The 12,577-nt window shown below is 73.1% G+C and carries 8 protein-coding genes; 5 read left to right on the top strand and 3 right to left on the bottom strand.

Annotated elements, in window-relative coordinates:
* Positions 1-18 precede the first annotated feature (18 nt).
* The 3 genes from ACFVHI_RS22945 to ACFVHI_RS22935 form a co-directional block, all read right to left on the bottom strand.
* Entirely contained in the window at positions 19-3,891 is a 3,873-nt protein-coding gene (locus ACFVHI_RS22945; protein WP_380342155.1) for a hypothetical protein, read from the bottom strand.
* Between the two features lie 3 nt (positions 3,892-3,894).
* The gene (locus ACFVHI_RS22940; protein WP_380342152.1) at positions 3,895-7,533 is read right to left on the bottom strand and encodes a hypothetical protein; all 3,639 of its coding nucleotides are present in this window, start codon (positions 7,531-7,533) and stop codon (positions 3,895-3,897) included.
* A 177-nt stretch (positions 7,534-7,710) separates the two neighbouring features.
* Positions 7,711-7,974: a hypothetical protein gene (locus ACFVHI_RS22935; RefSeq protein ID WP_380342149.1), complete on the bottom strand. Its 264-nt coding sequence runs from the start codon at positions 7,972-7,974 to the stop codon at positions 7,711-7,713.
* Between the two features lie 257 nt (positions 7,975-8,231).
* On the opposite strand from ACFVHI_RS22935, the gene ACFVHI_RS22930 reads away from it, so the two are divergent.
* The 5 genes from ACFVHI_RS22930 (at position 8,232) to ACFVHI_RS22910 (ending at position 12,462) form a co-directional block, all read left to right on the top strand.
* Complete coding sequence (locus ACFVHI_RS22930; RefSeq protein WP_380342147.1) at positions 8,232-10,445, top strand: hypothetical protein; 2,214 nt, start codon at positions 8,232-8,234, stop codon at positions 10,443-10,445.
* Positions 10,442-10,594, top strand: a complete 153-nt coding sequence (locus ACFVHI_RS22925) for a hypothetical protein (protein WP_380342144.1) — start codon at positions 10,442-10,444, stop codon at positions 10,592-10,594. Before ACFVHI_RS22930 ends, ACFVHI_RS22925 begins: the two co-directional genes overlap by 4 nt.
* A gap of 334 nt (positions 10,595-10,928) precedes the next feature.
* Positions 10,929-11,393, top strand: coding sequence for a DUF2690 domain-containing protein (locus ACFVHI_RS22920; RefSeq protein ID WP_063351732.1), 465 nt, complete (start codon positions 10,929-10,931; stop codon positions 11,391-11,393).
* A 128-nt stretch (positions 11,394-11,521) separates the two neighbouring features.
* On the top strand, positions 11,522-11,911 hold the full coding sequence (locus tag ACFVHI_RS22915) for a hypothetical protein (RefSeq protein WP_380342141.1): 390 nt from the start codon (positions 11,522-11,524) through the stop codon (positions 11,909-11,911).
* A gap of 20 nt (positions 11,912-11,931) precedes the next feature.
* Positions 11,932-12,462: an RICIN domain-containing protein gene (locus tag ACFVHI_RS22910; RefSeq protein ID WP_380342138.1), complete on the top strand. Its 531-nt coding sequence runs from the start codon at positions 11,932-11,934 to the stop codon at positions 12,460-12,462.
* Positions 12,463-12,577: the final 115 nt, after the last annotated feature.

Here is a 12,577-nt window from a genome sequence, read left to right as displayed (position 1 = left end):
GAGCCGCGGTGACGTCCGTCACCACGTTCCGAGGGCTACGACGTCGACGAACACGGGTCGACCGGTGGTGTCGGCGCCGGCGGGAACGGGCCGGGTCTCGAACTCCCGGACGACCAGGCGCTGGGCCCGCTGCCCGGTGTCCGGAACGCTGATCGTGATGGTCTGCCCGAGGACGGCGGAGGCCGTCAGGACGGTGGACCAGCCGGTGACGCCGTCCGGCGCCGTCACCCCCGGGTCCTGGACCTGGAGTTCGGTCCGGACGGTGTTCCCGGCGCCGCCCGGCCCGAGGCCCTCCAGGACGACGCCCGCCTGCCCCGCGCTGCGGGTGACCGTGAGGCGCCGCTGCGGCGCGAGTTGGACGGGCTCGGTCAGCACCACCTGTGACACGTCGGGGACACCCGGGATGGTGTACCGCTGGTAGCGGGCCAGGGCGAGCCGGACGAACGGGAAGTAGGAGGCGGAGACGACCGGCGTCAGGTCGAGGTCGGCGAACCAGCGGTCGCCCTCGGCGTCGAACTCGACCGGGTAGAGGGCGGCGTCCAGCAGGCGGTGCAGCTCGGGGAGGGTCACCTGGGCCCGCTGCGCCGCGTTGACCTGGGCTCCGGTGAGGACGGCGGGTGGTGCCCCGGTGTCCCGGATCGGGTCGCGTCCGGCGACCGCGACGTACCGCAGGGCTTCGGCGGGGACCGGCCCGGGCGGGAAGGTGAGTACGGCCAGGGCCTCGTCGTCGCCCGAGACGTACCAGGGCCGTTGGAGGAGGACCCGCAGGCCGCCGCCCTGGCGCAGCCGGGTGAGCGACCGCTGCCCGTCGGTGGTGCGGGTCCAGCCGAACGACGGGACGCAGTCGAGCAGTTGGGGGGCGGGTGGGCGCACGGTGCTCGGCACGTCGATGTCGCCGAGTTGCCCGGCGGCGGTGCAGGCACCGGGGTCGGTGGCGAGGATGCGCGCGAAGCAGTCCTCGAAGCGGGACACCGCCGTCACGGCGTAGCTCACGTGGTGGTGGCGGGTGTCGCCGAACTCCTGGCGGATCTCCGGGAGCGCCTCCAGCAGGGGCAGGTGCTGGACCTCGTACGAGCCGACGTGCGCCATCCGCCGGGTGGTGGTCGGTGCGGCCGGCGGGCTGTCGTCCTGGTCGGTCCAGTCGGCGTTCAGGTCGATCCGTCCGGTGCTCGGGATGTCGATCGCGAAGGCGTCCGTCCCGAGGACGGTGTCGCGGTCGCCGGGCCCCCGCCTGGGCGTCAGCTGCCCGCTCGGGTCGGTGAGGGGGTGTTGCACCGCGTGCACCAGGGTGACCGTGCGCGGCGGGGTGATCAGGCGGTTCCGGCCGGCGACGATGTCCTGGAAGGCCGGCAGGTGCGGCACGTTCGGGTCGACGCCCTGCCAGAGCGCGATGCCGAACAGCGCGACGTCGTCGAACGTGAGGCAGGACGGGATGTCGAAGGTCACCTGCTCGGCCGGGCCGAGCGCGACCGTGACGTGGTGTGGGTCCGCCCGGCTCACCGTGCAGCCGCTCGCGGCCGCCTCCAGCCGTACGGACGCGGTCTGCAGGTCGGGCCAGGCGCCTTGCCAGATGGCGATCACGGCGTCGTCGGGCGGGTCGATCTGACCGGGCCGCCCGTTGCCGGGGTCGATGGGCCGGGGCCGGGCGTTCAGGGCGGCGCACACGCCGCTCGGGTCGGCCAGCCAGGGCAGGGCCGCGTCGGTCTCGGGCAGGACGACGTACGAGGACGGCGAGGGCGGCCCGGCGGGGACGGTACGCGCGCCCTGGACGTCGGTGAGCTCGCGGTCGGCCCGTTCGGCGACCGCGAAGAGCCGGCTCACCTCGGTGCCGGGCGCCGCGGGGCCCAGCGCGGTGTCGAAGGCGCCGTCGTACTGCAGCGCCAGGGCCAGCGAGCACTTCGGCGGCAGCAGGTGCCGCAGGTCGTGGGCACGGTAGCCGTGGAGGGTCGCGTAGTCGTCCGCCGAGGTGCCGCGGTCGCTGCGGATGACCATCCGGTCGTGGCCGTCGCCGTCGTCCCACTCCCGGGTCGGCACCAGCTCCGGCGGCGGCAGCGGCTCGAAGCGCCAGTAGGGGACGAGGTCCGACTGGGCGTCGGCGGCGCCGACCTCCTCGACGCGCAGCCCGCCGCCGGCGAGGTCGGCGATCCTGACCCGGATCCGGTACTTGCGGCCGAACCGCAGCCGTGGCAGCGAGCCGGTGTCGCACTCCACCACCGTGTCGAGGCCCGACGTGACCGATACCGGCAGGGTGTCCCCGGTGGCGGTGACCCGCTCGGGCCGCTGGGCCACCTGGCTCCAGCCGTCCCAGCGCGCCACGATCTCGTGCAGGTACAGCGCGTCGGCGTCGCCGAAGCCGGTGACGACCGGGCCGGGCCGCAGGTAGCCCTCCTCCAGCAGGCCGTCGGGCAGCAGCGGCACGCCGCCGACGATGTGGTGCACCCGCCGCCGGCACAGCGAGTACCAGGTCTGGCGGCTGTCGTCGAACACGTCCATCCGGTAGCCGCCGAGCAGGGAGTCCGCCAGCAGGGCGGAGGCGAGCAGGCCGGCCGGCGTGCCGCGCTGCTGCGCCCGCTGGAGCTGCTTGCCGTGCTCCTCCTCCCGAGCCCGGTCGACCAGGGCGAAGCCCGTCGAGTGCAGCGCGGGCAGTGCCCCGACCGGAACGGGGGACGACTCCCCGGGAGGGGGCGACGACCCGTCCGACCGGGCCGTGCTGACCAGCCGCAGGGCGGCGCCGTCCACGTCGAAGGGCAGCAGCTCGAACCGGGGGTTCGCGGAGGGCGCGAGACCGGCACCGGTCAGCGGCAGGAGGCCGCCGCTGAAGCCGGTGGAGGTCGGACCGTCGACGGAGGAGGGCACGAAGCGGGTGCCGGTGACGGTGTAGGCGGTGGCGGGCGAGAGGTCGGTCTGGGCGGCTGCGCTCCAGCCCGGTGACGGATCCGGGTCGGGCTGGGGCCACAGCGGCACCACCCTCAGCTCCGCCGGGTGCGTCTGGTCCACCGGGGTGAGCGCGGAGGCGGGTACGGCGAGGTCGACCAGCAGGCCGAGCGCGCGCAGCAGGACGGGGTGGTCGGCCAGGTGCGCGATGCCCTGGTGGAACTCGCCTGCGGGCGGGGGCGCCGCCAGGCGGTCCGGTGGCGTGGTGTCGGGCGCGCCGCGCCGGTAGAAGGCGTACGCCTGGGCGAGCGCCGGCGTCGCATCGGTCGGGGTGGCGTGGGCCGGGGTGGCGTGGGGCGGCGTGACACCGGTCGGGGTGGCGTGGGCCGGGGTGGCGCCGGCGGGTGCCAGCAGGCTGGGCTGCCACTGCTCGCCGATCGCCCGCAGCGCGGCCCGCAGCCCGGGGTGGCTCTCCGGCGCCGCGCCGCGGTGCGCGGCGTGGGCCTGGGCGGTGGCGGCGTAGATGCCCTTGACGTCGGTACCGGCCCGGCCGGCCGGGAAGGCCTTGGTGGCCCGCCCGTCGTAGCTGGTGGCCCGGTACGGCTCCACGGGCATCGTGGCGGTGAACAGCGTCTGCCAGACGGAGAGTTGCCGGTCCGGGGGGAACTGGACGGTGCTCCCGTCGAGGGCGGTGTACGGGACGCGCACGGACGGCAGCGTCCGCCCGCCGCGCCGGACGTCGAAGCCCACCCCGGCGAGCCGCCGCGGCCAGTCCTGCATCCCGAAGTCCGCGATGGTGAGCGCGGCTCCGTCCGGGGCGAGCAGGCGCGGTGTCAGCAGCACCGACAGCAGCGCCATCGGCGCGGACTGGCCGGGGACGGTCGCCAGCCGGCCCGCCGGGAGCACCGTCCAGACGAACTGCCGCTCCAGGCCGGTCGAACTCTCCGGGCCGGTCAAGCTCTCCTGGCCGGTCGAGCTCTCCAGGCCGGTCAGGCTCTCCGGGCCGGTCGATGACATGGCTCACTCCCCTGCGAACGCCTGGCAGTAGGTCTGCCACGGGAAGGTCTGCCCCTGCGGCCCGAGCGCGGCCTCGACCGACGGGTCCGAGGCGGTCGAGGCACCGCTCAGGGGGCGGCGCAGCCCGGCGGGGGGCGGGCAGTTGCCGAAGCACTTGTGGCACTCCAGCGTGAAGGACTTGGAGAAGAAGGTCAGGTCCACGGTGATCACGAGCCGGGCCGAACCGCTCAGCGAGCCGGAGGTGGAGTCGTACGTCAGGCTGAGGGTCAGTTCGATCGAGACGCTGATCAGCCCCAGCAGCGAGACGCTGCCGCCGATCCGCAGATAGCCGGTGACCTCGGTGTCGGTGCCGTTCTTGGCGAAGACGACGCCGCCGAAGACGTGCACCTCCGCGGACACGATGACGAAGTCCATGACGATGGCGGCGCCGAACTCGATCCCGCCGGTGAAGCGCTGCAGGCCGCTGTCGGTGCCGCCGGCGCTCAGGCCGAGTTCCAGGTACCCGCCGCCGCCGAAGCCCGACACGGTGACCAGGAACGGCCGTTCCCGGGTGCCGAACGCGAAGTCCATGACGATCGGCTGGTCGGTCAGCGACAGCGTGACGCCGGCCTGCACGGTGAGGTTCTGCACGCTGAACACCAGCAGGCCGACGCTGGGGACGGCGACGGTGTACGAGGCCGTGATGCTGGTCGCCGAGGTGTCGATCCTCGGGCCGTTCCCCCCGAGCGGGAGGTACTGCTCCAGGGTGGCGAGGAACCCGAGATCCCCGCCGAGTGTGACGTTCGTCAGGTGGGTGGAGAGGTCGAGCCGCTTGCCGGGGTCGGCGGTGAAGGTCACGGACGCGAAGCTGAGGGCGACGTACGCGGGGGCGCCGACGTCGGGGACGATCAGCTTGAAGTTGCTGATCGTCCCGGTGGCGTGCATCTCGGGCTTCCCGTCGACCGACAGGGCCCGGACGTCGAGGTCCAGCGCGCACCCGGTGTCGGGCGTGAACGGCGGGAAGGACTTCTGCAGGTCCTGGTGCCAGGTCAGCTCCGCGGACGGGGTGGGCGTCTGCTGCCCGACCCAGAGGAGCTTCGGCGGTGCGCTGACGACGTCGATGAGGCTGCTCAGCGGGACCACGCCGAACAGGGTGGCGTCCGGGGCGAACAGCTTCGAGGGCACGGTCTGGAAGGCGTCGCTGACGGCCGGCCCGAGCGTGCGCGAGATCTGCGACACGGTCATGTTGGGGGCGGACAGCCCGCCGACCCGGGCCCCGGCGGCCCCGAAGTCGAGCGTCCGGGGTGTGACGAGGTCGAGCAGCGCGTCGGGTGTCGGGCTGCCCCAGGGGGTGTCGACGAGCGCCTGCGAGATCGTGGCGGGGAGCGCCGGGAGCGGGCCGAGCAGCCGGCGGACGGCCGGCAGCCCCACGGCCAGCTGGGTCACCTGCGGATAGAAGCCGACCCCGCTCGGGGAGAGCCCGGCCCCGATCCCGCCGAAGGTCATCGACTGCACCTCCTGCACGGCGTCCTCCACCGCCTGGGTCGGGGACGTCATGACGAGCGGGATGCGGGCGGCGATGTCGCAGAGGGGGCGGCCGAGGCTCGCGAAGGCTCCGGTGCTCGGACCGTTTCCGTAGATTCCGTCGAGTGCCGTGCCGTAGCCGGCGCCGGTGGCGGCGTCCTCGACGAACAGCAGTGGCAGGTCCAGCTCCACGTACTCCTGCCCGGCCGTGGCCTGGAGGGTGAACACCACGGGGGTGCCGGCCCGGGTCGGCCAGAAGCACCTCGGCGGGGCGGCCGAGGAGCCCACCGGGATCCAGGAGGCGTCGTCGAGGCCGTCGGTCTGCCCGGGGTCGATCGCGACGCTCTGGAACGGGAACCGGCGTTCGTGCGGGCCGCCCGCGCCGATGCCGTAGTCGTCGCGGACAGGCTCGGTGACGATCAGGAAGGCCTTGCGGTGCAGGGCGGCCACGGCGGGGTCCGTGCCGTCGAACCGGCGGTCGGAGACCTCGATGTAGGCGGCCCGGTGGCCGAACGGGAACAGGGCGCCGGGAACGGAGACCTTGACGTGGAAGTCCCGGCCGAGTGCGGCGTCCTGGGCCCACTCCAGCCGGGGCCAGTGGGCGGCGGCGCAGAACCGGGCGCCGTAGGCGCTCAGGATCAGCCGGTCGACGGTGAGGGGGACGGCCGGGTTCTCGGCGGCGGCCGCGACGATCCGGTCGTACCAGGTGTCCAGCGGGGTTCCGTGGTCGGTGCCGTCGGCCAGGGACCGGAGGGGCCGCGCCGTCAGGTGTCCGTCGGGGCCCGCGATGCGGCTGTGCCACAGCTCGGTGCCGCCGGCCGTGCCGGTGGCGGGCAGGGTGCGGTGGTTGCACCGGGCGTCCGGCTGCAGGGTGAGCAGCAGGTTCCAGGGGACTTCGAGCCGGGCCAGCAGGTCGGCGGTGGTGGCCGTCGTGACGATCAGCGGCAGGCGGTTCATCGCGTCGAGCAGGCCGGCCACGGTGAGCGTGACCGGGTCCGGGCCGACGGCGAAGCACAGGGTGGAAGGGCCGGCCAGGAAGCCCTGGGGCGGCTGACCGGACTCCACCACGGTCTCGGCCAGGTGCTGCGGGGGGACGTCCACCAGGAGGTGGCCGCCGCCCGGGTCGGCCACCAGCTGGACCGTGCCGTCGGGCCGGGTCTGTTCGTGCAGGCCCTGGCTCCGGACGGTCAGGGTGACCAGGTCGTCCGCGCGGAGCACGGGGTAGCTGCCGGTGGGCGCGTCCGGCAGGTCGAGGAGCTGCCAGTCCTGCCAGCCGCGGTCGAAGCGCCGGTGCATCAGCGCGGCACCGGCCCAGACGGCGAGCACGTCGGTGCGGCCGCCGCCGGAGGCGACAGCGGCCAGTCGGGGGCCGGTCGTGCCGGGGGCGGTGAGGTCGCCGCCGAGCTGCTCCCAGCCGAGCCAGGGTGCCAGGGCGGAGTGCCGCAGGCCGTGGTCGCCGCCCAGGAAGACGTCACGCTCCGTCGCGGCGAGGCAGGTGAAGGAGCGTTCGTCGCCGTCGGGGAGCGGGCCGAGCTCCTCCCACACCGGTGGCTCGCGCATCGGCGGGGTGTCGCTCTCCAGGTGTGCGCGGAGCAGACGTCGTTCGCGGGTGTCGGCGAGAAGGAGGTCGATCCGGCCGGGCGCGACGGGCACGGCCGTCAGGTGCCCGGGTGCGCGCTCGCCCGTGCGGAGCACAACTGGCCCCTTGGTCGGGTGTCCGCGCAGGAACTCCCAGCCGTGGGCGCCCGCGTCCAGGACGAGGTGGACATCGCCGGACCGGCTCGACACGACGGTGAAACCGGTCGCCGAGCCGCCCCGGGCGAGCGTGCCGAGCGAGGTCCAGTGCGGGTGCTCCCCCGCGCCGGGGCGCAGCCGTAACAGCTCGCCCGCCGCACTGAGGGCGAACACCTCGACCGGGCGGCCCTCGGCCGCCGTCGCGCTCAGCCAGTTGAACGCGGGGGCGCCGGTGAACGCGGGGGCGCCGGGCGAGGGCCAGGGGCGGTCCAGCGCGTGCCAGGCGTGCCAGCGGCCGTCGAACACCCGGTACCGTACGGCGCCGTCGTGCGCGCCGACGAAGAGGTGGAGTCTGCCGTGCCCTGGCGAACAGACGGCCAAGGCCCGTGCCGGGTGGGTGTGCATGGGACGCCCCCAGCAGATGGACGCGGTACCGGTCGGACGCGGTACCGGTTGGACGCAGTACCGCTCAGCGGGGCCGACGCATCGGGCACCCGCCAACTCTCAATGGTTCCAGGCTATTCCCGCTTCGGGTACGTATCAATTCCTGGTCGCGGCCCCCGCCTCCGGGCCGCGACGGTTTCACTGTGCGTAGCCGCCTTCGGGTAGCACTCCCCCGAGGACGTCGCCCGCGGTGTTCAGGGCTGCCACGGTGCTGGTCTCGGCGGCGTTCGACGGGAGCGACAGAAGGTGGGGGTGGGCAGAAGGCGCGGGGTGGGCAGAAGGCTCGGGGTCGGCGGGGCGGGGTCGGCCGGCCGCGGCGGGTGCCGGGCCGAGGAGCACGGTGGCGGCCGTCGCGGCGGCGGCCAGGGCTGCTGCCGGGCGAAGGGTGTGTGAACCAGCCACCGGGAACTCCCCTCTCGCCAATGATCCATTGGATCAAGAGAATTGATGTAGCGTCAGTTTCCGGTTCGGCCAGACGCCCGGCCCGGGGGCGCCGGCCCGGCGGCCCGCCGACCCGCCGACCCCGGCACGTTGTTCGAAGAATCGGTGGAGACTCCACAGTGCAGCCTGTTTGATTGTTCATCTACAAGAAGCCGACTGAGGGTCAGGGGGCGGCGGACAATCAGGTCCGGCCGCCGGACAGGACAAGGGGGCACGGGGTGGCTGGTGTTGGACGTCCGCAGGGGCGGCTCAAGGGGGAGACCGAGCAGGCGGATGCCCTGGCCCGGTTCGTGCGGGAGGTGACGTCGGGAGTCACCGTCCGCGAGCTCGCCCGGCGTTACCCCGCAGGCAAGACCAGTTGGAGCGAGTACCGCTCCGGGGAGAAGGACATCCCGTGGCACCTGCTCCAGCGGCTGGTCCACGACCGCGTGACCGACCCGCGGGCCCGGACGGTGCTGCTCGAACGTGCTGCCCGCCTGCACGAACAAGCCACCCTGGCGGCCCGGGGACTGCGGCCGCCCGAGGCGGGACGTTTCGCCGTCCAGCAGGCGCTGGACCTGGCCCGCCAGGCGCAGCGACAGGCCGAGGAGGGGGTCGCGGAGGCGGATGAACTGATCCGTGTGCTGGTGGAGGTCGTGGCCGAGCTGCGGGGTGAACTGGGCGACGACGCGGAGGACGACACGGGCCCCGCTTCGCAGCAGGCGCCCGGCGGGGGCGCGGGGCAGCTGCGGCGGGCCCGGCTGCGGGAGGCGACGCGCTGCCTGGCCGAGGTGCGGCGCATCAGGCAGAGCGCACGTGAGGCGCAACAGGCGGCGCAGCGGGAGCAGGACGCCGTCGGGCTCCTGGCCGATCAGGAGCGTACGCACGCCCGGGCGGACGAGGGCCGGGCGGACGAGAGCCGGGAGCCGGGGTCCGAGCTGGTGGTGGCCGACGGGGTGCGGGCGCGTCTGCCGGTGCTGTGGCGCCTGGACGCCGACCTCGTGGCGGTGCGGGAGGCCTTGGCCGACCGGCGCCGCGAGGTGCTCGGGGTGACCTCCGTCGTACCGCGCTCACCGGCACCCCGGATTGTCCGCGGCGAGGTCGTCGACGCCCCGGACAATCGCCTGACCGGCCTCATCGCCCCGTTCGGCCGGGCGCGTAACGCCCCGCACGCCGCAGGCGCCCCCAGCGCCGCGGGCACCCGCCGCAGGACCGGCACCATCCTGTTCGCGGCCCTCGCCCTGCTACTGGTCGGAGTGCTGCTCGGTATGCACTTCAGCGCACCGGCACCGGGCATCCCGATGCCGTACCTGGCGGATTCCTACCGTGTGCCGGCGGTCACCGAGGCCCACGGTCCGTCCCCGTCCCCGTCCGCGGCCGGCACGTCCGCGGACACGTACCGGCCGGCCGGCGGCATCGCGTCGGCTACGGCCTCAGCCCCGGCCTCGGCAGACGCAACTGCTCCCCCCGGGCCGCAGCAGGCTACGGCCTCGCCTTCGGCCCCGCTTCCGGTCGAGGTGACGCCCACCCCCGGGTCGGCGCCGACCCCGGCCGACGCGACGCCCGCCCCCGAGGCGTCGAGCACCCCACGGAACCGCGACACCCAGGGCGTTCCGCCTGACACGGCCCCCCAGCAGCCGGGACAACCCGTGGTCGTCGCCTCCGCTCCGGGCACCCTGTACTCCATCGCCCCGGACCACCGCGCCGTCTACCAGTGGCAGGGCCGGGACATGGCCTGGACGCCCATCGGCGGTCCCACCGAAAGGATCCTCGCGGGAGGCGCCGGCGTGTTCGCCGTCAGCGCCGACGACAAACGGCTGCTCGGCTACAGCGGGACCCCAGGCAACTGGACACCCGTCAGCGAACCCGGTGCCGACTTCGCCATCAGCGGCACCCGCCTCTACCGCCTCGCCCAGGACCACACCGGCGTCTACCGCTGGAACGGCACCGGAACGAGCTGGACCAAGATAGGAGGCCCAGCCGGACGCCTGTACGGCGGCGGGGCCGGCCTGTTCGCGACCGACCCGCGCGACGGCCGCATCTTCCGCTACGACACCGCCAGGGAAATCTGGACCTACGTGGGCACCGACGGGGCGACCTTCGCCGTCAGCGACACCCGCCTCTACGGACTCTCACCGGACCGCAGCCAGGTGTTCCAATGGGACGGTACGGGCAGCGACTGGACCCTCATCGGCGGCCACGCCCAGGACCTCTACGCCGGGCCGGCCGACCTGTTCGCCACCAGTCCCGATCACGGCACCTTCCTGCGTTACGCCCGCACTCCCCAGTTCTGGGATCCGGTCAGCGAGGCGGGAGCCGAATTCGCCGTCACCGCCGACCACATCTACCGCCTGGCGCCCGACCACAGCGCTATCTACCAGGCACCCAGCAACGGCGCCGCCACCTGGACGAAAATCAGCGGACCGGCCGCCACCCTGATCACCAGCAGGTGACAGGCGGGCCGATCGAGTCCACGAACACCAGGACCCGCCCGATCGTCCGCCGGGGCTTCCGCTCCCGCAGCGCGGACACCGCCATCGCGCTCGTCATGCCCTGCCTCAGCGGCAACCGCCCCGCCCTGCCCCGACGCCGACTCGCGTGACCGCACCCACAGGTCCAGCACAAGAAGACGCACCAGGGGCCCCACCCGCTCACTCGTCGTGGACAGGCGACCTCGGGCAGCTGCAGGCGCCCGCCCGTCCTCCACCGGTCCACGGCAATCCCCTTGTCCGCGGACAACGATATTTTCCCGTGCTCGAACTTGGCTTTCCCAGAGATTGATTGACGGACAATCAGCTCCAAACCAGCATGAGGTGGCCGCTGACTGCCGGGGGACAGCCACCGGCGGGGAAGCGGGGGCCCGGTCCTGCCCCGAAGGGGGACCGGCCACCGCTTTCCCCGGTATCAGCCGCTCTTTCGATCCGATCGGAGTGAATGTGCTCAAGAACAGGCTCGTTTCTCTCACCCTCGCGGCCGCAGCCCTCATCGGGTTCTCCGTCGCCGCCTCACCGGCGGCCTACGCGGCTTCCTGCTACGGCGGTACGTGCTCCAACAAGGGGCCGAAGGGCACCGGTTGCGACGCCGACGCCTTCAACCTGCGGGCCTACACGCTGAAGGCCGGGTACTACGAGCTGCGGTGGTCCAACGCGTGCCACGCCGGCTGGATACGTGCCTCCGGCGCCGGCGCCGCAGGCGCCAGCGCGGTGATCCAGCGTGTTCTCCTCGACGGCGGCGGCGGTGTCGACGTCCAGGAGGAACGCGCCGTCGCGGTGAACAAGGGCGAGCTGGACTGGTCCAACATGGTGGGCACCAGCTACGGCTCCTACTACCGGGTCTGCGGCACGTACTTCGGGTTCCCCGACAGCACCCTGGACTGCAGCCCTGTGGTGTACCACGACTGACAGCCGGCCGTCGGCTTCCTTGCCGGCAGCCTCGGCGGGTGAGCCACCCACGTCGGCCACATGTCTCTTTCCCGCATCCCGTCCCGTGGCTACAGGTCTTCCTTCACTCCACCAAACGGAGGTCAACCATGCGTAGGCACATCGTCGCGCTGCTCCTGTCCAGTGCAGCCCTGTGCGCACTCGCTGCCCCGCAAGCCCTCGCCAGCCCCGCATCCGCCGTATCCGCCGCACCCGCCACCGTGTTCGCCGGGTGCGGATGGGTGCCCGAGGACATCGACGGCGGCGGGTGGTACGCCACCGCCGACGGGGCCGTCAACATGCGCTCCGGTGCCAGCACCGGGTGCCCCGCCAACGGCGTCGCCTACCAGGGCCAGGCCCTCGACTACCACTGCTATTCCACCCCCCTGGCCGACGACGACTTCAGCTGGACGTACGCGCGGAACGTGAGCACCGGCGTCCAGGGGTGGATCCGCAACGACCTGCTCACCGACCACGGAAGCAAGGTCAAGTGCCGGTGACATCGAAGAAGGAGCAACCAGTGATCAGCAGGAAAGCCCTCACGGCCTGTGCCGCGATCATGGTCGCACTCGCCCCGGCCGGCGCGGCATCCGCGAACAGCACACCGGAGAAGACGGAGGCCCACGCGGCCGCGGTCGGCTGGAGCAACATAGCCAACAGGTACTCCGGGAACTGCCTGGACTGGGACGGCTCGGAACCGTGGGACGGCGGCACCGTCAATCTGACACGGTGCGACAACAACGGCGGGCAGCGCTGGATGCAGGGGGCATTCGGTGATGGCCGGTTGGTCTTCACATCCGTCTACGACGGGAAGGTCATCGACGCGGTGCTGGAGAACGCCAACGGCAGCCGCATCACCCGCTACCGCTGGCTGGAATGGGAGCACCAGCCGAGGAACCAGCAGTGGATCTGGACCAGCGCCGGTGAGATCAGGAGCGCCTGGAACGGAAAGTGCCTGGACGCCGACCCCGGGCAGAAGGACTGGAGCGTTCAACGCGTCTACCTCTGGGACTGCAACGGCAGTTCGTGGCAGAAGTGGTTCCACGTCTAAACCTGGCCCCGAACGTGCGGGGGGGACGGGGTCGCCGCCCCGCCCGGCCAGCCCGGAAACAAACACCACCGCACAGAAAACGCGCGGGGCGCGATCAGTAAAAAAACATAAAGAG

Origin of the sequence: Kitasatospora sp. NPDC127121 (assembly GCF_042677305.1) — a bacterium.
Classification (GTDB): domain Bacteria; phylum Actinomycetota; class Actinomycetes; order Streptomycetales; family Streptomycetaceae; genus Kitasatospora.
This window is presented reverse-complemented; position numbering and strand designations above follow the sequence as displayed.

What these genes read in the sequence shown, in the direction of transcription:
- ACFVHI_RS22940 (WP_380342152.1), bottom strand. Translation starts at nt 7,533, where the DNA reads ATGCACACCCACCCGGCACGGGCCTTGGCCGTCTGTTCGCCAGGGCAC.
- ACFVHI_RS22945 (WP_380342155.1), bottom strand. Translation starts at nt 3,891, where the DNA reads ATGTCATCGACCGGCCCGGAGAGCCTGACCGGCCTGGAGAGCTCGACC.
- ACFVHI_RS22915 (WP_380342141.1), top strand. Translation starts at nt 11,522, where the DNA reads ATGCGTAGGCACATCGTCGCGCTGCTCCTGTCCAGTGCAGCCCTGTGC.